Source organism: Gemmiger qucibialis (genome assembly GCF_027689445.1).
In the GTDB taxonomy this organism is placed as follows: Bacteria; Bacillota; Clostridia; order Oscillospirales; family Ruminococcaceae; genus Gemmiger; species Gemmiger qucibialis.
Genome location: NZ_JAQFEN010000007.1, coordinates 64,960 through 91,180 on the forward strand (window position 1 = coordinate 64,960; position 26,221 = coordinate 91,180).

The 26,221-nt window shown below is 52.0% G+C and carries 18 protein-coding genes; 11 read left to right on the plus strand and 7 right to left on the minus strand.

What is annotated here, in order from left to right:
• Positions 1–178 precede the first annotated feature (178 nt).
• From PG062_RS11100 to PG062_RS11115, 4 genes are all read left to right on the plus strand, one after another.
• Positions 179–1,738 carry a replication initiation protein gene (locus PG062_RS11100; protein WP_114000505.1) on the plus strand — a complete coding sequence of 520 codons (1,560 nt, stop codon included), beginning with the start codon at positions 179–181 and terminating at the stop codon, positions 1,736–1,738.
• Positions 1,739–2,124: 386 nt separating this feature from the next.
• On the plus strand, positions 2,125–2,979 hold the full coding sequence (locus tag PG062_RS11105) for a ParA family protein (RefSeq protein ID WP_178298292.1): 855 nt from the start codon (positions 2,125–2,127) through the stop codon (positions 2,977–2,979).
• A 1-nt stretch (position 2,980) separates the two neighbouring features.
• Entirely contained in the window at positions 2,981–4,243 is a 1,263-nt protein-coding gene (locus tag PG062_RS11110) for a ParB N-terminal domain-containing protein (RefSeq protein WP_270752332.1), read from the plus strand.
• A 14-nt stretch (positions 4,244–4,257) separates the two neighbouring features.
• On the plus strand, positions 4,258–4,725 hold the full coding sequence (locus PG062_RS11115; RefSeq protein WP_147237879.1) for a hypothetical protein: 468 nt from the start codon (positions 4,258–4,260) through the stop codon (positions 4,723–4,725).
• Positions 4,726–5,039: 314 nt separating this feature from the next.
• Here PG062_RS11115 and PG062_RS11120 read toward each other — a convergent pair whose 3' ends face one another.
• Entirely contained in the window at positions 5,040–5,537 is a 498-nt protein-coding gene (locus PG062_RS11120) for a sensor histidine kinase (RefSeq protein ID WP_270752333.1), read from the minus strand.
• Positions 5,538–5,742: 205 nt separating this feature from the next.
• Between PG062_RS11120 and PG062_RS11125 the strand changes: the two genes are divergently transcribed.
• The gene (locus PG062_RS11125; RefSeq protein WP_270752334.1) at positions 5,743–8,355 is read left to right on the plus strand and encodes a family 78 glycoside hydrolase catalytic domain; all 2,613 of its coding nucleotides are present in this window, start codon (positions 5,743–5,745) and stop codon (positions 8,353–8,355) included.
• Between the two features lie 69 nt (positions 8,356–8,424).
• Here the strand turns inward: PG062_RS11125 and PG062_RS11130 are convergent, their stop codons facing one another.
• From PG062_RS11130 to PG062_RS11150, 5 genes are all read right to left on the minus strand, one after another.
• Positions 8,425–9,048, minus strand: coding sequence for an alpha/beta fold hydrolase (locus tag PG062_RS11130; protein WP_270752335.1), 624 nt, complete (start codon positions 9,046–9,048; stop codon positions 8,425–8,427).
• Positions 9,049–9,157: 109 nt separating this feature from the next.
• A complete protein-coding gene (locus tag PG062_RS11135) occupies positions 9,158–10,006 on the minus strand; it encodes a sugar phosphate isomerase/epimerase family protein (RefSeq protein ID WP_270752336.1) in 849 nt (282 codons plus the stop codon).
• A 3-nt stretch (positions 10,007–10,009) separates the two neighbouring features.
• Entirely contained in the window at positions 10,010–11,821 is a 1,812-nt protein-coding gene (locus tag PG062_RS11140) for a family 43 glycosylhydrolase (protein WP_270752337.1), read from the minus strand.
• Between the two features lie 4 nt (positions 11,822–11,825).
• Positions 11,826–14,015 carry a glycoside hydrolase family 2 protein gene (locus PG062_RS11145; protein WP_270752338.1) on the minus strand — a complete coding sequence of 730 codons (2,190 nt, stop codon included), beginning with the start codon at positions 14,013–14,015 and terminating at the stop codon, positions 11,826–11,828.
• A gap of 77 nt (positions 14,016–14,092) precedes the next feature.
• Positions 14,093–15,580: an MFS transporter gene (locus PG062_RS11150; RefSeq protein ID WP_270752339.1), complete on the minus strand. Its 1,488-nt coding sequence runs from the start codon at positions 15,578–15,580 to the stop codon at positions 14,093–14,095.
• 243 nt (positions 15,581–15,823) lie between these two features.
• Between PG062_RS11150 and PG062_RS11155 the strand changes: the two genes are divergently transcribed.
• Together PG062_RS11155 and PG062_RS11160 are read left to right on the plus strand one after the other, a co-directional pair.
• The gene (locus tag PG062_RS11155; RefSeq protein ID WP_270752340.1) at positions 15,824–17,125 is read left to right on the plus strand and encodes a glycoside hydrolase family 1 protein; all 1,302 of its coding nucleotides are present in this window, start codon (positions 15,824–15,826) and stop codon (positions 17,123–17,125) included.
• Positions 17,126–17,193: 68 nt separating this feature from the next.
• Positions 17,194–18,393: a helix-turn-helix domain-containing protein gene (locus PG062_RS11160; RefSeq protein WP_270752341.1), complete on the plus strand. Its 1,200-nt coding sequence runs from the start codon at positions 17,194–17,196 to the stop codon at positions 18,391–18,393.
• 346 nt (positions 18,394–18,739) lie between these two features.
• Here PG062_RS11160 and PG062_RS11165 read toward each other — a convergent pair whose 3' ends face one another.
• Positions 18,740–18,868 (minus strand): hypothetical protein, encoded by a 129-nt coding sequence (locus PG062_RS11165; protein WP_270752342.1) that lies wholly within the window; start codon positions 18,866–18,868, stop codon positions 18,740–18,742.
• 333 nt (positions 18,869–19,201) lie between these two features.
• Between PG062_RS11165 and PG062_RS11170 the strand changes: the two genes are divergently transcribed.
• The 4 genes from PG062_RS11170 (at position 19,202) to PG062_RS11185 (ending at position 26,219) form a co-directional block, all read left to right on the plus strand.
• Positions 19,202–19,906: a LytR/AlgR family response regulator transcription factor gene (locus PG062_RS11170; protein ID WP_270752343.1), complete on the plus strand. Its 705-nt coding sequence runs from the start codon at positions 19,202–19,204 to the stop codon at positions 19,904–19,906.
• 5 nt (positions 19,907–19,911) lie between these two features.
• Complete coding sequence (locus tag PG062_RS11175) at positions 19,912–21,216, plus strand: ATP-binding protein (protein ID WP_270752344.1); 1,305 nt, start codon at positions 19,912–19,914, stop codon at positions 21,214–21,216.
• A gap of 496 nt (positions 21,217–21,712) precedes the next feature.
• On the plus strand, positions 21,713–23,152 hold the full coding sequence (locus tag PG062_RS11180) for a family 43 glycosylhydrolase (RefSeq protein WP_270752345.1): 1,440 nt from the start codon (positions 21,713–21,715) through the stop codon (positions 23,150–23,152).
• Positions 23,153–23,198: 46 nt separating this feature from the next.
• Positions 23,199–26,219 (plus strand): glycoside hydrolase family 3 protein, encoded by a 3,021-nt coding sequence (locus PG062_RS11185; RefSeq protein WP_270752346.1) that lies wholly within the window; start codon positions 23,199–23,201, stop codon positions 26,217–26,219.
• The last annotated feature ends 2 nt before the right edge of the window (positions 26,220–26,221 follow it).

Consider the following 26,221-nt stretch of genomic DNA (forward strand, 5'->3'; position numbering starts at 1 on the left):
CCATAGGATTGACTTTTGCAGGAAGATACTGTAGTATGATACTATCATGAGTAAGTGTACCTTCTTCTAAATATTCTAGCAGTTCTGTGATGTATGGTTTTATTACAGGCGGGCGATTAGTTCCTAAAGAAAGGCGTGGACAAAACGGAGCACGGCATCCAATGTCCAATCATAGCGTATGAAAAATAAAGATGAAAAGAATACAATGACAGAATCACCGGATGTTATCATTGGTGAAGTTCTGCCGGATGAAAAGGCGGACGGCAAGAAAAAGCAGCTTGTGCCCAGGAAAAGTGACAATGTGGCGTTTGGCTCTTTCATCACGAAAAGCAACGATTTAATTCAAAGGACAAAGTATTCCCTGCCCCGCAACGAACAGAAAATCCTTTTTATGATGCTGTCCAAGATCGATCAGCGCCATGATATGGATGCATCGAAGTACTATACCATTTCGTTTGACGATTTTGCAAAGCTTACCGGGGTCAATGCGTTGGACAGCGGTTATGCAAATTATCTGCGCAAAACCATTGAAAACCTGGAAAACCGGATGTTCTGGGTTCCCCTTGGGAATGATCAGTACAAAACGATGTCGTGGGTGAACCGTGGTTCTATCGTCGATATGAAGAAAAAGACGATCAGCATGCGCTTTAACCCAGATATCTGGAAAGACATTGCACAGCTGACAAGCAATTATACATCCTATAGCATTGAATACCTGCTGATGATGCAGAGCACCTATTCTATGCGTGTGTATGAGATCATTTTGTCATATGACAACGGAAACAGAGATTATTCCTATAACAATGGGTTGATTTTTGAACCTGTAACAGAAGAAGTTCTGCAAAAGTTCCCCAATAAGCGGGAAGAACTGAAAGGGTTCAAATATAAGCGGTTTGATATGGAAGAATTCAAGGGTATGCTTTCCATGCCTACCCGTGATGAAATCAATAGAAGCAAGGGCAAAAGCAGAGACAGTTCCGCGCAAAAGTTCAGCCGCGATAAACCGCTGACGGAAAAATACAAAGTATTTTCCGACTTTGAAAAGAACGTTCTAGCAATGGTCAAAAGCGAGATCAATGAGATGACAGACCTGTGGTTTGACTATGAGCCGGTGCGCCGCCGCGGGGTTCGGAAATACGAGTTCCTTTATATCTTCATCAAGTACAAAAACCGGGAAGAAATGAAGAGCGTCAGAGCGTTCCATCAGGAGCATAAAGGCGCTGATACAGAAGTAAGCAGAAAACCAAGAAAGCGCCGCAGCTCGGTCAGCAAAGAAGCACTGGAACAGTACAATCAGCCGCTGAAGGAAGCCATTTTGACGACAACCTATCGCCTGGCACGCAATGAACTGGCGGTAAAGGCGCAATATCAGACCTATGAAAAAAAGCTGACACCGGAAGAGCGAAACATCTTCATCGATATTTTCACATATACGTCAAAAATATTGACCAACACAAAAAAGCGGGATCAGGCAGAGGAAACGCTGGAAGCGTTGAACCGGATTATCAAAGATAATAATGGGCTAAAAACTTGGGCATTGGGAATGAGCGTTAAATATAAAGCGATGCTTGAACGCGCAAAGGAAAGAAAATCTGCGCAGTATTACCGCACGGTGGTTTATAATGACATTATAGAAAATTCTGCCGCAATCATCGCTGACGGCACAAAACGCGCAGCATTACTGGATGGCGACAGAACGGATCTTTTCAAGTTCGATTGGTCGCAGTTTGATGAGTAATAGAACGTAAGGAAGTATAAGAATAAAAAAGAGGTTTGCAAAAAGCAGACCTCTTTTTTGTTTCAGAAAAAGCGCGAAAACAAACGAATTGAAAAATTGACAACAAGTACTTGAGTCGTGACAGGTAAATCAAGAGGAAAAGAAGGCATTATCCCCAGGATTCGTGTTGACATGACGAGCGGGTATGCTATAATTAGCTTATTAAGATAAACACTTTACAGGAAAGAACAGAAGGTAAAGAAGAAAAGATTGCCATCGATATCAAATAGCAACAGGTACGCAAGTCGCCGCATAATAGTTACAACAAAAGAGGAAACTTTACTTTATGACAACATGTACCTAAGTCCTTCCACTTTATAATCAACCAACGAAATGAGGGAACGCCAATGGCAGCACAGATCATTACGATCGCCATCGAGAAAGGCGGAGCAGGAAAAACGGTCACTGCTTCTAACCTCGCCTATCTGATGGGCGATGAGGGTAAAAAAGTTCTTTGCATCGATACAGACCCGCAGGGAAACCTGACGAGCGCTTTGAGCGGCGGCAATGGAATTACCAGCGGCGTTTATAATGGAAGAGCTCTTTTTGATATGTTTGATGGCTTCCGTTATACCAAGACGAAGGACTATATCACCGAAACGGAATACGAAAATGTAGATATGATCCCCTGCAGCGCGCAGACGCCGCGGATCAACCAGCGTATTCCGGGAATTTTTGAGGATGCACAAACCTACTTCAAGCCGGGCAACCCGAAGTGCCTGACGAATATGGGAGAATTCCTCTATTACTTTTTAAATCAGGTCCGGGAGGACTATGATTACATCATTATTGATACCCAGCCGACCCGTGATTCACTCTTGCTGACGAATGCAATCAATGCGGCGGATTATGTGCTGATTCCCTCTCTTTGTGAGGCAAATTCGCAGGAATCGGCGTTCCGTACTTATGCGCTCTGCAATGAGCTGCGGAATACCCCCGGCAGCCATCTGAAAGGCGTTGGCGTAATTCTTACGATGGTAGTGAAAAAGGCAGCTACTACAAAAATTATCCGCGACCAGTGCAAACAGGTTTTAGGGGCTTCTCTTTATAAAACGGAGATTCCCAGCGGCCTTAGTGTGAATATGTCGGTTACGAAGCATCTTCCCGTATGCTATATGGCAAAAACACAGCCGGTTGCGGTGGCCTATGGCAAGGCTTACGAAGAACTAAAGGCTCAGCTTGCAAAGATGGGGGTGAACTGAAATGGCAATGAAAAAGAAGATGAAGGGGAACATAACGTCCCCTGCTCTCCCCGGCAAAAGTATTCTTGCAGAGGTAAACAATAACGAGGCGGGCAACATCTATAATAGTTTGTTCGCTAAAAACAGAAAAGTTGAATACGATAATAAATATATTGCGTTGGTTAATATCCGAACCAACCCGGATAACCAGATTTTCCGTGTAATGGATGATGATGATGACATCCGCATTTTGGCGGAAGATATTAAGCGCAATGGGTTGATGCATAACCTTGTTGTATTCCCTGAACAGCGCGAAGAAGGAATGGTATATGTTTTGCTTTCCGGCGAACGGCGGTTTCGTGCATTGAATTACCTGCAAGAAAAAGGCGATGCAACATGGAATATTGTAAATTGCAATGTTGTGATAACACCTTTGTCTAAAAATGAAAGAAAAGTGCTACTGTACAGCGCAAACCTGCAGGTCCGCGGCGGATTCAGTGATGAAGCAATTCGCCGCCAGGCGATTGCGGAATTTATCACCTGCCTGCAAAAAGAACCTTATAATATGAGCAGAGAAGAAGCCCTTGGCGCGACAAAAAGCGTCAGTACCGTAAATCCACGCACGATTGAGCGGGATGCGCGGATCGAAGAGAAGCTGGAGGGCAAACTAAAAGAACTTCTAAATGATAAATTTTTAACGAGAAGCGAATGTGAGACTTATCTGCGGTTTGAAGAGGACATACAGGATGAAATCGCGGAGCGGTTTGCCAAATTGCAGGAAGTAGATTGCCATAGCAGCGATACAGAAGATGCGGGAAAGAACTATGTAGAGGTTCTTCGAGACAATCTGCATGACGCATTCAGAGAGCTGCTATACGATGCACAGCGGCAGGGAACGACCAAAGAATACGAAGCTGCTTATAAAAAGGCGATTCTTTATTTTGATGATGGTCTCGCTGAACTGAAAGGGAAAGCGGATGAATACGGCAAAGCTAAGGTAAGCAGCCAACCGAAAGAAATTTCCGCCATCGATTATGAGGGCAAAAAAGAAGCCGCCAGGGACCGTGCGCGAAAGGAACACGAGGTTACAGAAACCAAGAGCAGCATGATCCAGAAAAGTGTTCCCCAAATGGTCAAAAAATTGAATAAGGCATACAGCAGTAAGGCATTTGCAAAAGCGCTGAAAGGTGTATCCAAAGAATCCCGTGATGCAGATGTTGCGGCGCTGAATGAAATCATCGAGATTTCGATGAAGCTTAAAAACATCATAGAATCAATCGATTGATGCCGGTGGACACAATGAAAAAAGAAAGAGTTCTGATTCGTTTCCGGCCGGAAATATATGAATGCTTTGAATTGGAAGCCGCTTATCAGGGGCTTCGCGTGGGAACGATTGCCAATCAATTATTGATCAGTGAGCTCAACAAAGCAGCAAGCGTGAAACCAGAACACTGCGTTGTATTTGGATCGGAAGACTACGCTGCGATTCCGGAGGGCAAGCGAAGCAGCTATTATGTGTTGCCAGAAAGCAAAGATATTATAGAATATCTGCCGGAGCAAACCGGAAAGCGGGGCGCAAAGCCGATCAATAAGCAGGTTACATTTTATCTGATGGAAGATCAGCTTGAAACGTTGAAAAAAATTGTCCGGATTCAGGATATTCGCAAATCAATGGACCATGGGCAAATTGTAACCTATCGCTTTGCCGTGTTGGGGCTGCTGCTGAACAATGAAGCGCTGGATAGAAAACCTCCGGTTATACATTAAGAGGTAGGGCAATACCGCATAATTCTAAGTGCCGCAGCCGCCGGAGCGGTGCTTAAGCCGTCAGGCGGGAATTGTGCGGTGTTGCCGTAGAAAGAAGCACGAAAGAAGCTGCAGGTATTGTGCCTGTGGCTTCTTTATTTTATATATCATACAATAATATTAGAATTGACAACAGGTACTTGAGTCGGAGAATGGTGAAAAAGTTTTTATATCGGTATCGGCACTTAGAATTATGCGGTATTGCCTTAATTCTGAAAAAATTAAAAAAAGACCGACATTGCGCGGCGTATCTGCCTGCACAATGTCGGTTTTACTTATTTTCTCTCGGCCAGCACGACCGTAAAAGTCGAGCCTTTGCCGGGGGTGCTTTCTATCTGCATCTCTGCGCCGGTCAATTCCAGAATCCGCTTGACCAGCGCCATGCCAAGGCCATTGCCCTCGGTGGAGTGGCTCGTGTCGCCTTGGTAGAATTTATCGTAGATGTGTTTTATCGTCTTTTCATCCATGCCGCAGCCGGTATCGGTCACGGAAACATAAATTTTGCCGTTCGCCCGCGTTTGGCGCAGGGTAATGCTGCCGCCCTGCGGTGTGAACTTCACCGCGTTGGAAAGCAAGTTCGTCCACACCAGTTCCAGCAAGCCGGGGTCGGCCTGTGTGTAGGCGGCATCCTCTAGGTCAGCGTCAAATTCAATGTCCTTGCGCTCCCACGCATCCTCAAACTGCACGGCCACGTTGCACAGTTGGGCGCAGACGTCATAGACTTCTGCTGCTGGGCGGATGGTTTGCTTTTCCAGCTTGTTCAGCTTGAGCATGATAAAATGATCAGGAGCCGTTTCCAAGCTGATGTAAGCAAAGAAATGGCTCCGGGTTTTGTTCTGTCTGCGCTACAAAAGATATACATCGCATATTAAGGTGCTAATTTGTGAATAATTATCCTTGTTCTGCAATTTTTGTGTTCGCATCTTCGCACGGTTCCTTTATAATATAGGTAATACAATATAAAGGAGTCCCTTGACGATGCGAGCAATAAACCTTAAAACCAACCATCTGACAGCGCCTGTCGGTATTGATGCCGGGCCGCTGTTTTTGTCTTGGCAGTGCGCTGACGGCGTGCGCCAGACCGCCTATGAAATTCAACTGACCGCGAACGGTGAAATGCTTTGGCACAGCGGCAAGACGGAAGGCGCCGCCATGCACGCTGACGTTCCGGCGGTGGGCGGCTCCCGCGTGAGCGGGTGCTGGCGCGTGCGTCTGTGGGATGAAAACGATGTCCCCGGCGCGTGGAGTGAGGCACGCTTTGAGACCGGCCTTGCACAGTGCGACTGGGTAGGGGAGTGGGTGGACCCCGAGACCGAGCCAATCGACATCCCCGGTGACGATGCCATCAACGCCTTTGCCCGCCCCAATTGGGAGCGCAAGCAGGCAGAAAAAGAAGCCGCGGGCAAGGGTGCAGCCGAGTCGTACAAGCCCCATCGTCCGGCATCGTACCTGCGCAAAAGCTTCACGGCGTCCAAGGGCGAGGCACGGCTGTATATCACGGCCAAGGGATTGTACGCGGCATGGCTGGACGGAAAGCACATTGGTGATATGGTTTTGGCCCCCGGCAGCTTTACCGGGAACAAGCATCTTGGTGCGCAGACCTACGATGTGACCGCGCTGCTGCACGAGGGCGAGAATGAGCTTTTAATCGCTCTCGGTGATGGCTGGCACCGCAGCACGGGCGGTGTGGATGGCGACCGTGATTTGTTCGGTGATACCCTGGGCGTGCTGTTTCAGCTGGAGGTGGACGGCAAACCGGTCTGCGTTTCCGATGACACGATGCAGGTAACGCAATGCGGGCCTATTCGTCAGAACGATATGCAGCAGGGCGAGGTCTACAATGCACAACTTGAGGGCGAACTGACCGGCTGGCACGGTGTGCGCACCTACCATGATGATCTGCCCATTACCGGTATGAATACCGTGCCGATTCTGGAACACGAAGCATTCCCCGGCAAGCTGCTGCAAACGCCCAACGGCGAGACGGTGCTGGACTTTGGGCAGAATATCGCCGGTTATGTGGAGATAACGCTGATCGCCCACACCGGACAGAAGGTCAAGCTGACTTGCGGCGAAGCGTTGGACGAAAACGGAAACTTTACCCAAGAAAACTTTCAGGACCGCAACCGCCACAAGGAGGGCGGCACCGCCCAGATGCTGGAGCTTGTCTGTAAAGAGGGGAAAAACCACTTTAAGCCCAGCTTCACCATTATGGGCTTCCGCTACGCCAAGGTCGAAACCGACGCCGATTTGACCGATGCCGTGTTTACTGCCTACGCCGTCTACTCCGATATGGCGGTGACGGGCGCGTTTACCTGCGGAAATGACGCGGTGAACCGGCTTGTCAAGAACAGCGTCTGGAGCCAGAAGGGCAACTTCTGCGATGTCCCCACCGACTGCCCGACCCGCGAACGTGCCGGCTGGACAGGGGATATGGGCGTGTTTATTGAAACCGGCTTGACCCTGATGGACTGCTACCCCGTGGCGGAAAAATGGCTGGCGGAGTGCCGCCTGAACCAGTACCCGGACGGTCGCATGGCAAACATTGCCCCGCCGAACGCCCGTCCCGGCTATATGACCCCGATGCTCTGCATGTCGGCAGGGTGGGGCGATGCGGCGATTTTGGTGCCGTATGCGATGTACAAGCGCACGGGTGACCGCAAAATTCTGGCGGACAACTATGAGATGATGCAGCGCTGGTACGCTTTTTTGCTGGGGCGCGCACAGCAGACGACCGATGAGCAGCAGGGCGGTGACTACGCCAAGTTCACTGTTTTAAACGGCATGGACTACGGCGAATGGTGCGAGCCGGGCATCACTCCCATGCAGGCAATGATGAACCCGCGCAAGAGCGTGGGAACGGCATATCTGGCCTACTCTGGGCGCTTGCTGGCAGAAGTAGCTGATGAACTGGGCAAGGCGGACGATGCTGCCAACTACCGCGATACTGCCGCCAACGCAGTGAAAGCCTACCGTGCAGCGTTTACCGGGAACGGCGTGATCCACTCTGACCGCCAGTGTGAGTATGTCCGCGCCATTGCCTTTGCCCTGCTGGGTGAGGAAGAAAGCAAAGCCGCCGCCGAAACGCTGAACCGGATGGTTGCCGAGAACGACTACCACCTGAACACAGGCTTTTTGTCCACGCCATTTTTGTGCGATGTGCTGGCAAAATACGGCTATGCGGACACTGCCTACAAGTTGCTTTTGCAGCCCGACGCCCCCGGCTGGCTGTATGAGGTTGGCAAGGGCGCCACGACCGTTTGGGAAACCTGGACGGGCATTGACGAAAACGGCAAGCCGCACGAATCCCTGAACCATTACAGCTACGGAGCCATCTGCGGCTGGCTGTTCGGCGGTGTGTGCGGCATCCGGTACACGGACGGCGCACTGACGATTGCACCTACGCCCGACAAATCGCTGGACTGGGCAAAAGCCACCTACGATTCCCCAGCCGGGCGCATTGTAAGCGGCTGGCGGTATGACGGCGATGTGGTAACCTATGAGTTTGAGATCCCTGCCAATCTGACCGCCGATGTCACCCTGCCCGATGGGCGTAAGTTTACCCTTGCCCCCGGAAAGCACACAGTATAAGAAGAAAGCGCCTGCCCTGCCGTAAAACTTACGGCAGGGCAGGCGCTGTTTTTGATAAACTGGAAGTTGTCAGATACTTTTATAAAACTCCCGCAATAAGGATGCTAATTTTTCTGGGGACTCCAAATTTACTTCATGACCTGTTTCCGAAATTTCCTTGAATTGGGAACACTTCAGAATATCTGTAAGTTCGATTGACGCTTTTTTGTTAGCTTTGTCTTTTTCTCCACAAACGACCAATGCAGGGCAGGAGATTTGGTTCAACGAATCGCTAAAATCAAGTTCTGCCATGGTACTACACAAACTTATAAAATCGAGTTTTCCAAATCCAGTTTGTTGAAACATTGACTGCGGCATAAAATGAAACAGCGCATTTTGCAGCTTTAATAATCTCGCAGGCATCTTATACTGCGCTGCAATCAAAACCAGTGCCTTTACTTTTTGGGGATAGTCTATCGCATAGTTTAGTGCCAATACACTGCCCAAAGAGAGACCACATAATATGATATCTTCATTTTCCGCGTTACACATTTCTGAAAAAGCAGAGTAGAGAGCGGAATATGTTGCTACTTTTCCTTTGACCATTTCTGCTAAATCCAAGCATGCGCTATTTTCCGACACTTCTGTTGCGCTTGTCACCTTGTTCCAACTGTCGGCATTTTGCCCCAATCCATGCAAATATAAGTATTTCATACGTTTCCTTCACAAATTCCAATTTTCTGCCCTAAGTATATCACACAAAAAACCGAGTTTCAACGCAGGAAAAGCAAATCCCCTGTCCTTTCGAGCAGGGGATTGCGGTTTAGCCATGCTGTTTGAGATATTCGGCGCTGAGTTGCAAACTCTTTATGGGGGAGTTATCAACCCAGTTGCGGTGGCTTTCCAAAATCACGGCATCTACGCCGATAGTAAGCGCCTGTGCCATCAGGCTGTCGAGATCCATATTGCCGGTACCCAGCTCCATGCTGTCGGTTTTCAGAATCGGCGTCACGGCGCTGCCCGAAATGCGGGTGCCGCGGTCGTTGATATGCCACAGCTTCATGCGGGTCCCCAGACGCTGCATCCACGCAAGGGCGTTGGCGCCGCCCTCGGTAAACCAGTAGCTGTCAAACTCAAAGTTGACGAACTGCGGGTCGGTTTCCTCCAGCAAAATGTCGTAGGCACGCTTTTCGGCGTTGACATGACGCAGCTCACAGTTGTGGTTGTGGTACAAAAGCTCCACGCCATCGGCCTTCAGCGCCTCACCCGCCTTGTTCAGCCGTGCGGCAAGGTCGTGCATCGTGGCTTCATCGCCGTAATCAAAGCGATACATTCCGGTAATAACGACATACTTAGTGCCAAAGCTTTTGGCTTCGTCCGCCACCGCTTTGGCATCGCGCTCCAGACTGCCCAAATCGGTGTGCAGGCTGACGACCTGCAGCCCCGCTTCTTTGACCAAAGCGTGCCAGTCGAGATTGCCGCCCTTGCCCACGGGCATACCCGCCGCCTTGGTCAGCAGCCGCACCATAAAGCCGATGGGGTGGATCATAAACCCGCACAGCTCAATGCCGTCATAGCCTGCGGCTTTCATGGCGGCAAGCGTCTGCCGTGCCTCGTTTTCGTTGCTTAAAACGGTTCCCAGCATAAATTGCTGGACTGCCTTTGTGGGCATGGTTCAGCCCTCCATCTTGATGATTTTTCCCGTTGTGATGCCGTTTTCGTTGAAGCTGTCCACGCAGACATAATAGGTCTGCCCGGCCATCAGCGTGGAAAGCGTGACCTCATCGGCATCATAGACAAGCCAGCTCTGGTACAGCTTATCCGGTGCAATGCCGTAGCGCACATTGCAGCCCTGCGCGTTCTCGATGTGCTGCCAGCTGATTTTGCCGTCCAGCGCATCCACGCGCACGGCTTTGGCGTCGGCTTGGGCAGGGCGGTCGCCCTCGACGTCGCCGAACACCCGCAGCCCGCTTACACGCAGCGTCTGGCCGTAGGGGAGGGCACCGCCCGTCACGCGAATATACCGCGCACGGATACCGCTGGCATACTCATAATAGCCGCTGGAGCATTCGCGGGCGACATCCTCGCGCAGCGTCCAGGTCTCGCCGTCAAGACTGGTTTCCACGGTATAGCAAGAAATCTGCAGGCGCGTCTCGATATGCCGCGTTTTGCGGTCATCGCCGTAGCTGCCGGCAGGGAAGTCCACGACGAGTTTTTCATCGGCCATGTTGACCTGAATCGCGCGGACATCATAATCACGGCCTAAATCCACACACAGCCATTCGCCGGGCTGGTCGCTGCCCGCGCTCCACCATCGGCGGCAGTCCTCGTCCACGGCATTCACCGGGTCGCTGCCCTCAGCGGTGGAGGATGCCGTCACGGCCTTGCGGTAGCTTAACAGCATCCACTTGGGCTGCTGGCTGGCGGCGTCGAATTTACCTGCCGGAATTTCGTGCGGGTAGTCGGCAAAATTCTGGTTGCAGAACAGCACGCCGTCCTTGTCAAACCCGGCAGGAAACAGTCCCACGCGACGCTCAAAGTCGTGGTTGACCGAAATGCGCATCGTGGACGCGTGCCAGTAGTTGCCGTATTTGTCGGCAATCGTGCTGCCGTGGCCTGCGCCGGTCATAAACCCGCCCGGCTTGGAGGAAAACGGGTTGGACGCTTGCAGCGTGAACGGTCCCAGCGGGGACTTGGAGGTGTACACACCATCGGCGTAGGTGTTGTACTGGGTGCCGGGGCAGGCGTATTGCAGATAATACGTACCGTTGTGCTTTGTCATAAACGCGCCCTCAATGTAGGGCTTGCCGACGGCGTTGAACATAGCGGTCAGCGCCTCGGCGTTCAGCCCCGGCATCTGCGTCATCTGGGGCGGCAGCTCCAGCTTGCCGGTTGCCTCGTTATAGAAAGGCTTCATGGCTTTGTAAAGCACGCTTGCCTCTTTATCCACAATCCCGTTGTTACCGGGGCGCTCATAGCCCAGTTCTTCTTCGCGCCCGAAAATCAGTTCTTTCTTTTCTCCGATGGGCGTCATGGTATCGGGGTCAAGCTCCACGCCCCAGATGGGCGAGGTGTTGGAGCAGCCCCAGTAAAAATATACACGCCCGTCATCATCGCAGAACATATCGGGATCCCAAAAGGCGAACGGGGCGCTGACCTCGGTGAACGGCTCGGTCAGAGGGTCGGCAGTGCGCAGAATCGGGCAGTTACGCCCCTTGCGGCTGGCAGAAAAATAGAGATACTCGCCGACCTGGCGCACATCGGGTGCGTAGTCGTAAATCAGCAGATCGGGGTCGGCGTGGAAGTCCCAGTGCAGCAGATCGTCCGAGTACCAGAACCCTGCCGACATAGAAACAAACAGGTAGTATTTGCCCTTGAAGTACACCAGCGTCGGGTCGGCGCCTTCGCGGAAGCCCGCGGCGCGCTCACCCTCCTTCATGTGCTGGTAGCGGTAGCCCAGATCCAAGGGGTTGCAGTAAGTTTTCACCGTATTACACATCCTTTTTGATACCCTGCAAAACGCGGTTCAGCTGCTTGATGCTCTCGGCATCTGCGCCGGCCTGCTTGAGCATTCCCTCCACGGTCATGCGCTGCATGGCGCGCTCCATCATGGCAACCAGCGCCGGGTTATCCTTGACGGCGGCAGCTACATCACCGCGGGCGGCAGCCGCCTTGTCGGTGATGGCCTTCAAAACAGGCCCCACCTTGGCGTCCGCCATGGCAGCGGCCATATTGTCCTTGACGCTCCAGCAGGTTTCGTCCAGCTCGCCGTCAAACCAGTTGTTCACGACCTGACGGTTGGACATCGCGTAGGCGGGATTCGGCTCTGTAGCCTTGTTGACCAGAATCACGCTGGAATACGCCCCCGCGCGGGCCTCAATGCTGTGCTTGCCGGTGATGGGCACATTGAAAACAAACACTTTGTCGCCTTTTTTTGCTTCGACAAGGTGCCCGTCCTTGTACAGAGAAACCTCCGGCAGGTTGGAGTATACTCTGACCTCGGTCACATCCTCCGTGCGGTCCACATAGCGGCTGCCGCAGGTATGTACAAAGGGTTGCTTGCTCCAGTAGGCCTTGTACAGGTAGAAGGCGTCCTTCTTGATTTTGCGGTCAAAGGTGACAAGTCCTTTCTGGTTCTCGCCGTTTTTGCCGCCCTCATCGCGGCCATCGGCAGCAAAGTCGAACATATTCCAGACATGGGTCGCCCACAGCCACGGGCGGTCGGCAATCATTTTTGCCATGTGCTCGTGGTAGACGCACTGGTAGGTTTCGGTATAGTCGCCCTTTTCGGGGTGGGCGCTCTGGTAGGCGGGGTTTGCGTCCGCGCCGTACTCCGAAAAACCGATGCAGCGGTCGGGATATTTGGCGTGGTAGGTATCGAAAAAGTCGTCGTTCTGGTCCAGTTCACCCAGATACCAGCCAAAATACAGGTTGTAGCTGTTCACATCGGGGATTTCCAGAATCGGGCTGGTAATCTCCAGCATAAAGACATTCGCCATCGTGGTCGGGCGGGTCGGGTCGAGCTTGTGCGCCAAATCATTCAGGGCGCGGTGGTTTTCCAACAGCTCCTCATTGACAGCCGATGCGGCAGTAATTTCGTTGGACAGCCCCCAAACGGCAATACAGGGATGGTTGTAGTTCTGAACAATCAGTTCTTCCATCTGGGTCAGCGTGTTGGCGCGCCCGTTGTGCATATGCATCGTGATGTAGGGGATCTCGGCCCAGATGACAAGACCCTTTTCGTCGCACAGGTCATAGAATGCCTGCGCGTGCTGGTAGTGGGCAAGGCGGATGGTGTTGGCGCCCATCTCCAGAATCAGCGCCATATCCTCTTCCATCATCTCTTTGGTGATGGCTACACCCGCACCCTTGCGGTCCTGATGGCGGGAGACACCGCGCAGGGGATAGGGGTGGCCGTTCAAAATGAAGCCCTTCTGCGGGTCAATCTCAAACTTGCGGCAGCCGAAGCGGGCGGTCTCGGTCTCACCATTGTCCAGCCGCGCAGTTACGGTGTAGAGATACGGGTCATCAAGACCGTCCCACAGGCGGGCGTGCTCCAGCGTGAACACGGCTCTGGCGGTGCCGTCCTTGACGGTGGCGCTCGTCTGCTGGCCGTCAAGCGTGAAGTTGACGCTCTGCGCGCCGACAACGAACGCCTCAACAGTCACCTCACAGCGGCGCTCGTCAAGGTCCGTCACAGCAGGCGTGACCTTGACGGGCACAGCGCCGTTTTCGGCAAGGGCAAAGTGTGCAGCGGGCACAACATGCAGCGTTACATCGCGGTAAATGCCGCCGTAGAAGGTGAAGTCGGCCTTCTGAGGGTAGACGGTGTCGTTGTCGCTGTTGTCAACAGAAACAATCAACTCATTTGCACCATCGTGTAGGGCATCGGTGATGTCCACACGGAAGGTGGAGTAGCCGCCTTTGTGCTCGGCCACTTTCTCCCCGTTCAGGCTGACAACTGCAGTCATAGCAACGCCGTCAAACTGCAAAACCGCGCGGTCGCCATCGGACAGCTCCGGTTTCTCCAGGTTACGGGTGTAGCTGCAGGTGCCGCGGTAGTAGTCGTTGCCGCCGTCCTGACCGTCTACAGCGTTCCAAGTGTGGGGAAGGGTGACCGGCTCGTCATGACCTTCCTTGGTAAAAGTCCAACCGGTGTTCAACAGAATTGCTTTGCTCATAGAATGACTCCTTATGGGTGGTTTTAACTTCAAAGAACCGAAAAGGCTGCAAACCCTTTCGGCTTTGGTTAATGGGCTTACTGAAGCTGTTTTTTATAGAACTCAGACTGCGCAGCAGCCTTTTTCTCGGCAATGCGCTTTTGGACGTTGACCATTTCCTCCTTGGTCAGCGGGCATTCGCGCATGGCAACCAGCGTAATGACCCAGCCGATGAGCGGCAGACCGAACTTTAGGCTCAGCGTCATCCAGAAAATCGCGCTTGTGCAAGGGTCGGTGGGCTGGGGCATCGTGGTGGTGTAGCCCAGCAGCGCCACGGCGCCGGTGGCGATGACGGCGGCAAAAGAGGTAATGAGCTTATCGACCAAGCTGTAGGTGCCGGAGACAACGGCGGGGATATAACGTCCGCTGCGATCCAGCTCGTAGTCGATGGCGTCCGCCATGTAAGAGGTGTTGGAGGTGGTGATGCACATATTGGAGCCGTTCTGCAAAAGGGTCAGCACCACATAGAGGATCATGGACGGGCTGCCCATAACGCCGATCTGGGTGGGGTCGCCGAAGATGAAGAACAGAACCAGCACGGCGGTGATGGTCATGCTGACATAGGTCCAAGTGACGATGCCGTTTTTGCTGCCGTGCTTGCCGACATACTTGGCACCGAACGCCGCAAAGAAGATGGAGGGCACCATGCTGATGACGGTCAGAATGGTGGCCAGACCCATATTGCCGATCAAAATACCGTTGAACAGCGTGTTGATGATGGCTTGGCTGGCCACCTGCTGTGCCAGCTTGTCAGAAGCGTTGGAGGCAATGTAGCACTGCAAGGGTTTGTTGTGCTTGAGAACCTCGACAATGTCGGACATTTTCAGCGGTTCGGACTTTTTGGTGCCGACAAAGGTTTCCGGCTTATCGTAGGCAGAAACGCCCAGACAGACCAAAGCGGTGCCGATACCCGCGGCAAGCAGCGTCATATTGCAGGCAGCGGACAGGAAGGCCTGGTTGTAGGTGCCGCCGCATTTGGGCAGCAGCACAACATTGAAAATCATCGACATTGCCATCGGCACCAGATAGTTGAAAGCGGTTGTCCATACGCCGATGGTCGGGCGCTGGCGCGGATCATTCGTCATGATGGCGGGAATGGTCTGCGCAGTCATGTTGGTGATGGTGTAGCCGATGATGTAGACAATGTACAGCAGGGCAAACACCGGCAGGCCCAGACCCTTGGACGAGAAGCCGGTGAACATTCCGTAGAGGGCGAGCGCCTCAATCAGATAGCCCGCAACCAGCAAAATGCGCAGCTTGCCGAACTTGGTGTTGACGCGGTCATAGACAAAGGCAAGCAGGGGATCGGTGATGCCGTCCAGAATACGGGAGCAGGTCAGGATAATGCCGACGGCAGCGGTCGTGATGCCGTAGCCGATGCTGGCGGAATAACTCGCCATGCCGATGAGGGAATAGACGCTCATACCGACAAGACCGTTGCAGGCATAGCAGATGATTTGCCAAAGCTTGGCGCGGCGGTATTGTACGCCGTCAACTTCTGAAGCAGTGGGTTTCTTTTTGAACATTTTGTTTTCCTCCTAAAAATTCCGCAGTGATTTTTCTCACTGACACCACTATACCAGAAGCAAAACGGCAGCAGGGGATAAAAATCAGCAGATGAGGAACAAAAATTCACGCATTATTTCAAATAACACGGAATATTGTCCTGCTTTGCTAAATAATGCCCTCGTGGCTTGCGCTTGTTATGTTATGATACAGGTACAGAAGTTTCTTGATTTGCTTTAGACAGCACAGGTAAGGAGAAAATTATGCAGAAATTTGAAAAAGGTTTCTTTGTCGGCGCGGCTACTGCCGCCCATCAGGTCGAGGGTAACAATATCCATTCCGACTACTGGGCGCAGGAGCAGCTGCCCCACACCAGCTTTACCGAGCCGAGCGGCATTGCCTGCGACCATTATAATAAGTATGAGGAGGACATTAAACTGCTGGCCGATGCGGGCCTGAACGCCTACCGCTTCTCCATCGAGTGGGCGCGCATCGAGCCGGAGGAGGGCAAGTTTGACCCTGCCGAGATCGAGCATTACCGCAAGGTCATTGCCTGCTGCAAGGCGCACGGTGTGGAACCCGTTGTGACGCTGCTGCATTTCACCAGCCCCAAATGGCTGATTGCCAAGGGCGGCTGGGAGGCTGAAAGCACGGTCGAATATTTCAAGCGCTATGTCAGCTATGTGATGGAGCAGTTGGGCAGTGAGCTTCACATCGTCTGCACCATCAATGAGGCGAATATGGGTCTGCAGCTGGCGGCTATCTCCAAGCGGTTCCGCCTGATGGCAGAGCAGGCCGCCAAGGCTGCTGCCAATGCAGGCAAATCCGCCGAAGGCAGCGTGCAGGTGGGCATGAACTTCCAGAAGATGATGGAGAATATGAAGTACGCTGCCGCTGAAAACGCCGCCGTGTTCGGTACGCCGCAGCCGAAAATTTTCGTCAGCGAGCGCACGCCGGAGGGCGATCTGCTGGTTCTACGCGCTCACGCCGCCGCGCGGGAGGCCATCAAGACAATCTGTCCTGAGGTTAAGGTCGGTCTGACCCTCTCGCTGCATGACCTGCAGGCCCAGCCGGGCGGTGAAGCCTTTGCCGCCGCTGCGTGGGAGGAAGAGTTCACCCACTATCTTCCTTATATTAAGGAGGATGACTTCCTCGGCGTGCAGAACTACACTCGCACGCTGTACGGTGCGCATGGGCAGTTGCCCGCACCGCAGGGGGCCGAGCTGACCCAGATGGACTACGAGTTTTATCCGCAGGCACTGGAAAATGTAATCCGCAAGGTGGCGCAGGATTTCCATGGTGATCTGATCGTGACCGAAAACGGCATTGCCACCGCCGATGATACCCGCCGCGTGGCGTTTATCGAGGCCGCATTGGCTGGTGTGCAAAACTGCATCGCTGATGGTATTCCGGTCAAGGGATACTTCCACTGGAGCCTGATGGATAACTTTGAGTGGCAGAAGGGCTATGCTATGAACTTTGGCCTGATTGCCGTAAACCGCGAAACGATGGGGCGCACCCCGAAGCCCAGCCTTGCGGCGCTGGGCGGATACGCCAACGCATAAAAATATCAGTGGTTGTCTGTACGGCAGCCACTTTTTTTGGTATACTGGCATAAAATGAGGGTGGTTCGATGGATGTTTTTCAAAATATGGAGCTGTTTTCTGAGCTGATCCAGTGCGGCGGCAACATTTATACATGGTGCTATAATGCCGATGGCAGTCTGCTGCAGAGCAACTGCCCGGAGGCGGGGTTCCTCTCCGGCGCATTTGAGATATTCGGCTGCAAGAAAAAAATGCTGGACTACGGCAGCCGGCACACAACGCCGGTCACGCTCGGCACGGCCATTGGCATGACATGGGCAGCTGCCTTTGAAAAGGACGGCAGTGTGCTGAAACGCGCCTGGGTCATCGGGCCGGTGTTTTATCAGGATGTTTCGCTGCGCGGGATTGAGCAGGGGCTGCAATACTATAACCGTCTGGAAACGAGCGTGGCATGGACCATGCAGCTGTACGAGGCGTTGAAAACCGTCCCTGTGCTGCAATGCACGGTCTTGCACCGCTACGCGCTGATGATGCACTATTGTCTGACCGGCAACCACCTTGCGATCAGCGACATCAACAGCGAGTTTTTGGCGCAGGTGCGCAATGCAGTGCAGCAGCCCGCTCACGATCGCCACAAGGTCTGGATGGCAGAGCAGGGACTTCTGCAGATGGTGCGCACCGGTGACTTGAACTACAGGCAGGCCCTTTCCGCCAGTATGGGAATCAGCGCGGGTGTGCCGGTGCGCAGCGATGACGCTTTGCGCCAGAGCAAGACCAGCATCATCGTGTTTACCTCGCTGGTATGCCGTGCCGCCATCGAGGGCGGGCTTTCGCCGGAGGAAGCCTACGCGCTGGGGGACAGCTACATCCAATCCGCTGAAAATGCAAAAACATTGGAAGATCTTGAACCGCTCGGCCTTATGATGTATGACGACTTTGTCCGGCGCGTGCATAAATGCCGCACCAACCCGCATCTCAGCCAGCAGGTACAAAAGTGCGTGGACTATATTGAGATGAATCTCGATAAAAAAATACGCGCTGCAGATATTGCAGCGCTGGTGGGCTATACGGAATATTATATGACCCACAAATTCAAAGAAGAAACGGGCTTGAGCGTGACAGATTACATAAAATTTGCCAAGATTGAGCGCGCCAAGGTTTTGCTGAAAAGCACCAACCAGACCGTGCAGGACATTGCCGCTGCACTTTCTTTTAGCACGCGTAACTATTTCAGCCGGATTTTTCAGGAGGTCACTGGCCAAACCCCGATGGAGTACCGTGAAAAGTAAAGGCAATACCGCATAATTCTAAGTGCCGATACGGCGAGCGAGGTGCGGCAGCTGCTAAGCCAAAAGCGCAGATAATACTGGATGCTGCAAAGGTGAGCGCCGCCAGTGGCGGAAACAGCGAACCGAAGCAGGGGCAGCGGTCGCAGAGTGTGAGGGGCTTTTGCCCCCGAAGCACGATGCGGGTACCGCAACCCGACATTATCGAGCATTTTGGCAACGCAGATGCCGTGCCGCAGCCGCCGAAGCGGTGCTTAAGCCGTAAGGCGGGAATTGTGCGGTGTTGCCTAAATACTTATTAAAAAACCTCTGCCAGGCAAACATCCAGTCTGGCAGAGGTTTTTGTGTTTTATTCTTGTGTCAGCGCCCGGACCGTCCTGACCACGTGGGAGGCATTGATTTTTACCTGCTCCAGCGTCACTGCGCCGCTGTCGATGCCCTGCAGCAGGTTGTCATAATCACCCTTGTTGCCGGGCATTGGAAAAATGCGGCTTTGTGCCAAACGGGAAAACAGGGGAGGAAGGCCCCCGTTTTGTGGTGGAACGACCCCAAACAACTTGAGTGTTAATTCAGAAAAGGTATTGGCGGGGTGGGCTGCAATAAGGCAAATAAACCTGCCTGCAGGAAAAAAGAGCAATATGTCTGCACCGTTCTGTAGCTTTACAAAAGGAAGGGAAAAAGAGTATAATCTGAACAATCGGCATAGGAAATATACGGTAAGGCAAGACAGAAACGCACAATATCAGTTGATGCAAGGCGATTGCCATATTTGGCGGGTAAGCTGCATCGGATCACGAAACGGGGATTTACCATGATACGCATCGCAATCGTAGAGGATGATACAGGGTATCGCAGTCAACTCGGAAAGTACATTGACCAGTATCAAAGCGATTTTTCGGAAACGGTCAGTGTATCTGAATTTTCAGACGGATTGGAAATTGTCGAAAAATATAAATCCGAGTATGACATAATCCTGATGGATATCCAAATGAAGCATATGGACGGTATGCAGGCGGCCATGCGCATACGGGATATGGATAAAAATGTCATCATTATATTTATTACAAATTCTGCGCAATTTGCTGTGCAGGGATATAAGGTCGAGGCATTAGACTATGTATTGAAGCCCATTCAATACTTTGCCTTCTCCCAGGTGCTGCATAATGCGGTTAAAAAAGTACATGGAAAATCCAAGTTCTATATTCATCTGATGCAGGAGAGCAAGATGATCCGGCTGGATGCAGACCAGATACTGTATATTGAAAGCCGCGGGCATACAATTATCTACCATACCGAGATCGGTGAGTATGCAGAGAGAGGATCACTGAAAAGCGCCGAGGAAAAGCTCGCGCAGAGGCATTACTATAAGTGTAACAACTGCTATTTGGTAAATCTGGCGCATGTGGAGCGTGTGAATCAGCTGGTCGTAACCGTAAAAGGGCAGGCTCTGCAAATCAGCCGCGCACGGAAGAAAAGTTTTATGGAAGCCCTTGCTGCATATATGGGAGGCGAATAACAGGCGTGATACAGGATATTCCGAAATTGTATACTGCGCTGGCGGAGTGGTTGGCATGTGTGCTGTTTGTAAGGCTGCTGCCCCAGCGTTATAATGCAGCAAAAACGGCCGGGATCCTGGCAGCAGCGCTGCCTTTATTCGGTTTGGTGCAGTGGTTGATCGGCATTGTTCCGCTAAGCCTTTGGATTCCCGGCATGATCGTGGCTTTGGTTTTGATGTACGCTACAATCTGGTTGTGCTGTCGCTTGAACTTTTGTGATACGGGTTTTTGGTGGGCGCTGGCGTTCACGCTGGCAGAGTTTGTTGCGTCGCTGGAGTGGCAGCTCTATTCATTCGGAGCATCAAAGATGCCGGGTCGTTGGTGGATACAGGGACTGTTCTTGCTGGCTTTTTATGGCGGCGGATTTGGCGTTTTTCTGCGACTTGAGCAGAAAAGGCTGAGAGATAAAGCGCCACTGCATATGACAAGGCGTGAAAGCATATCGGCGGCCGTTATAGCGATCTGCACATTTTTAATCAGCAATATCAGCTATGTGACGACCAATACGCCGTTCAGCGGGCGTATGACCACGGAAATATTCTGGATACGAACGCTGGTGGATTTCGCGGGCGTGGCTGTGCTGCTTTCCATGCAGGATAGGTGGCAGGACATGCAGACCCAACACGAATTAACGGCAATCCAGACACTTTTAAAGCGGCAGTATGAGCAATACCGCATCAGTCGTGATAACAGTGAAGCAATCAACCGCAAATACCACGACTTAAAGCATCAGATACAGGTCATTCGGATGGAGTCAGATGCGGCCAGAAGAGAGGAATACCTTTCGCAACTGGAAAAAGGAATGCAGAGCCTGGGTGTGAATCAGCATACCGGAAATGATGTGCTGGATACGATCCTGTCAGATAAGCAGCTGTATTGCAGTCAGCATCAGATCACGCTGACGATCGTTGCGGACGGTGCAAGGTTGGATTTTATTGAAACGATGGACATCTGCAGCATATTCGGCAATGCGCTCGACAATGCAATAGAGGGTGTGGAAAAGCTGGCTGACCCGCAGCAGCGCCTTATCCGGGTGGCTGTCTATACGCAGAATGTGTTTTTGATCATCCGGGTTGAAAACTACTGTACAGCGCAACTTTCTGTTGTGGACGGAGAGTATCGCACAACGAAGCATGATAAGGATATGCATGGCTACGGGATAAAAAGCATCCGATATACAGCAGAGAAGTATGGCGGATCGGTTTCGGCAGATTGTTCAGATAATTGGTTCCATCTGAGCGTTCTCCTTCCATTGCCGGAAAAAGCCTGATCCTATACAGAACGGCTGTGCGGTTACATGGTATAAAAATTTCTGCCGCGCGGCAGAGACGAAGCATGATATGTGCTTGTCTTAGGGCAATACCGCATAATTCTAAGTGCCGATACGGCGAGCGAGGTGCGGCAGCTGCTAAGCCAAAAGCGCAGATAATACTGGATGTCTTATCGAGCATTTTGGCAACGCAGATGCCGTGCCGCAGCCGCCGAAGCGGTGCTTAAGTCGTAAGGCGGGAATTGTGCGGTGTTGCCTTGGAAATACAGCCGGCCAGCGCGCAGACAAAAACAGTTTTAAGCATGTGGGAGCGGTGCAGAGTTAATCTGCACCGCTTTTTTGTGGAATGCACAAAAGGAAACATATATGCCCGAAAAAAGTGTTCAAGAATGCAAGTTGTGCCACTGTGGAGACGGGTTATGCCAAAATCACCCGAAAAAAGAAGGAGTTGTGCTACACTTAAAACATAACAGCAGAAAGGAAGGAGGTGAAAACTGTGAACAGACAAGCAGTGAACCCATATTTGCCATCGTGGGAATATATTCCGGATGGGGAACCGCATGTGTTCAATGGTAGAGTGTATGTCTATGGCTCACATGACCGCTTCAACGCACCGATCTTCTGTGTGAATGACTACGTTTGCTGGTCGGCGCCGGTGGAAGATCTTTCCGAATGGCGGTACGAGGGAGTGATCTACCGCAAAAAGCAGGACCCCAAAAATCCATTGGGATACCATCTGCTTTTTGCACCGGATGTCTGCCAAGGCCCGGACGGCCGGTACTACCTCTACTATGCGTTTGACTTTTTAGGCATTATGAGCGTGGCGGTCTGCGATACACCTGCGGGAGAATATAAATTTTTGGGTCATATTCACTATGCGGACGGCACACTCTGGGGACGAAGAAGGGGAGATCAGCTTCCATTTGATCCCGGCGTTTTGGCAGATGATGACGGGCGCGTGTGGCTGTATTCCGGCTTTTATAATGCAGTGCCTGCTATTCTGACAGGTGGACACAAGCTTAGATGTGACGGCGGTACAGTTCTGGAACTTGAAAAAGATATGGTGACGATAAAAACGGAGCCGCGCGTGATTTTCCCTAAAAAAGGGCCGGGAGCCTTTCAAGGACATGAGTTTTTTGAAGCAAGCTCGATACGCAAGGAAGGAAAAACCTATATCTTCGTATACTCCTCTCGTCATAACCATGAGCTATGCTACGCTACCAGCCAAAGCCCTGACAGAGATTTCTCTTACGGCGGCACTCTGGTTAGTCAGGGTGATATCTTCCTGGACAGCAACCTGTCCGAAAAGCACGCAGCTAACTATTTGGGCAATACACATGGCGGGCTGCTCAAGCTAGAGGACAAATGGTATGTTTTCTATCATAGGCAAACCAACCGTCATTCGTATTCCCGGCAGGCTTGTGCCGAGAAGCTTCGGCGTAACGAAAACGGAGCGTTTCTGCAGGCAGAGGTCACAAGCTGCGGCCTAAACGATGGTCCCTTAAAGGGAAAAGGCCGTTATGAGGCGCGTATTGCCTGCAACCTCTGGGGAAAGGATGGTACCGGACGCTATGACGGACCTTTTCCGAAATGGCGGCTGCGCAATCACCCCTATTTCACGCAGGACGGGCCGGACAGAGAGGACAGCGGCAATCAGTACATTGCCAATATGCGCGATGGTGCAGTGGCAGGATTCAAGTACTTTGCCTTTAAAGATGCTGCTGAGATAAAGGTACATTGTACCGGCTCTGCAAACGGACGCCTTCAGGTGTCGACCGCACCGGATTTTTCCACGCTGTGTGCCGATATTTTCATAAAAAACGGCAGCCAGGTGGGGGAAAAGGTGTCCCTTACGATCCCTGACGGAACCTATCCACTGTATTTCCGTTTTACGGGTAGTGGGAAAATGAATTTCCACTGGTTTGAATTGCAATAAATACGCTTTAAACCGCATACCCATTTACTTTTGAAGGAGAAAAGAAATGAAAAATAAGAAGAGGTTTGTGCCGTGGCTGATTGCTGCAGTTATCATTGCAGCATTTGCGGTAATAGGGAAAAAGCTGTACGATTTGATGTTTGGCGGCTCCCTGGCAGTTACGACCGAGGATTTGAAGAACGGCATTATTGCTTGTAGCCCGGCTATTATCTTTATTGTTGTTGTACTGATCGCGGCGCTCATCGTAGTGGTTGCAGCCGGAAAGCTGAAACAGCCGAAGCGCGCGCTGGTGCGTGCACAGGCCCCGATTGCAATTTTGCTGGCTATCACGCTTTCCGTCAACTGGGTTATTCTCGGCGTAGAATACTCGGTGGTGAACAGTGTTTTTGCTGAGGATGTCAAGGTCTCGGACGAAACAATGGCATCCGGCCGTGCGATTGCAGACCAGATTGCATCCGAGGGCATCGTTCTGCTGAAGAATGATGACAAGGCGCTGCCGTTGAGCGCCGGTACAAAGCTCAACTTGTTTGGCTGGTCGAGCGTTCGCCCATTGTATGGCGGCACCGGCTCCGGTGACAGTGATACAAGCAATGCGGTTTCTCTGATTGACGGCCTTAAGCATGCGGGCTTTGAAGTCAATGAGGAGCTTGTGAAATTCTATGAGAATTTCCGTACAGAGCGTCCTGTCGGTACGATCCGTCTGCGTGAGATCGGCAGCAAGCGCGGCGATTTCACCGTTCCGGAGCCTACCATTGCAGAGTACGAGAACGCTAACATTTTTGAGGATGCGGTCGCTTACTCGGATACAGCGGTGGTTGTTGTCAGCCGTACCGGCGGCGAGGGCTTTGATGTCCCGCAGAGCATCACCGGCCCGGATGAATACAATGCACAGTACGGCGGGCTCGCACAGTTCTATGATTTTACAACGCAGGCAGAAGACCTCGATGCCGGCAAGAGTTACTTGGAATTAAGTAACCGCGAGATTGCAATGGTAGATCGCGTTTGTAAAGAGTTCAAGAATGTTATCGTTGTGGTCAACTCCTCCAATGCTATGGAGCTTGGCTGGCTGGATCAGTATGACAGCATTAAGGCAGCCGTTCTGTGCGGTGCGCCCGGCGAGCTTGGCTTTGATTCCCTCGGAAAGATCCTGAGCGGTGAAGTGAATCCGTCCGGACATCTGGCGGATACCTATGTTTACGATCTGCTCGCAACGCCCACGGTCAACAACTTCGGCGGCTTTGCGTATGATAACTATGCAGAGGTTACGGGGAGCCAGGACAACCGTGCCATGTTTGTCAACTACTGCGAGGGCATCTATGTTGGCTACAAATTCTATGAAACGGCTGCTGCAGAGGGCCTTATTGATTATGATAAGGTGGTTCAGTATCCGTTCGGCTATGGCTTGAGCTACACTACCTTTGATTCGTCAATTGCAGCTGTCGAGGATGATGGCGAGAAAATCACGCTGGATGTAGCAGTTAAAAATACCGGCGATACAGCAGGAAAATATGTTGCAGAAATTTTCTATGAGCCGCCGTATTATAACGGTGGCATCGAAAAGGCAGCAGCAAATCTTGTGCAGTACGCCAAGACGGAAATCCTGAAGCCCGGCGAAGCACAGACCCTGAAGATCACCTTCCGTTATGAGGATATGGCCTCCTATGATTCGAACGGCATCAAGAGTGCGAATGGTGCGTATGTACTCGAGGCAGGCGACTATAAGATCAATCTCTGCTCGGATTCTCATACGATCCTGGATACCTATGTTGCCAAGGTGGACAAGGACATCATCTATGACGATGCACATGATGGCGCTCGCTCCACAGATCAGGTGGCTGCTACAAACCAGCTCACCTTTGCGCAGGGAGATGTGACCTATCTCAGCCGTGCCGATGGCTTTGCCAACTATGCAGAGGCTACCGCTGCGCCTGCAAACCATAGCCTGAGTGCACAGGCACTGGCAGACTATGCAAGTGCAGCAACCTTTGATGCGGCAAAATACGATGACCCCAATGCTGTGATGCCGACCACCGGGGCGAATAACGGGTTGAAACTTGCTGATCTGACCGGCGTTGCTTACGATGACCCCAAGTGGGAGCAGCTTCTCGATGAACTCACGGTCAATGACTTGTTCAGCCTTACGGCAGACGGTGGTTACCATACCGTTGGTGTTGAATCCATCGGCCTGTCCGCAACGGAGGACTGTGACGGCCCGACAGGTGTGCACAGCAACTACAATCCTGCCGCAGGTCCGAGCTATCCTGGTACTGTGATGCTGGCATGCACCTGGAACCAGCCGCTGGCCAAGGCGCGTGGTGAACAGATTGCAAAGGAATGTGCTGAAATCAACTGTACAGGCTGGTATGCACCTGCAATGAATATCCACCGCAGCGCATTCGGCGGGCGTAACTTTGAATACTATTCCGAGTGCGGCGTTCTCTCCGGGCTGACCGCAGCTGCAGAGGTGTCCGGCGCAACCGAAAATGGTCTGATTTGCTATGTGAAGCATTTTGCCTTCAACGATCAGGACAACTATCGTCAGAATAACATCTGCACATGGCTGAATGAACAGTCTGCCCGCGAAATTTACCTCAAGGCGTTTGAACAGCCGATCAAGGCAGGCGGCATGGGCGTTATGACCTCTATGAATGCGGTCGGTCCTGTCTGGGCCGGTGGCTGTAAGGCTCTTTTGACGAACATTCTGCGTGATGAATGGGGCTTCCATGGCGCTGTCATTACAGACGCAGTCGTCAGCGCATGGTATATGGACGGTAATTTGGCAATTCGTACCGGCGGCACGAAGATGCTGGCGTTTAACATTACGAATGAGTTCTACCGTGATTTGAACTCTGTCGGTACGGTAACGGCTATGCGCAATGCGGCGCACGGCACGCTGTATGCATTGGCAAACTCCTTCGCTGTGACGCGTGCAGTATCTGTGCCGAAGTGGGTAAAGACGACCTACGCAGTGGATGCAGTTGTTGCAATCATCCTTGTCGCTTGGGAAATCTGCGCAATCCGCAAATATCGCAAGGCAAAAAAAGAGGACGAGGATACTGAGCAATAAGA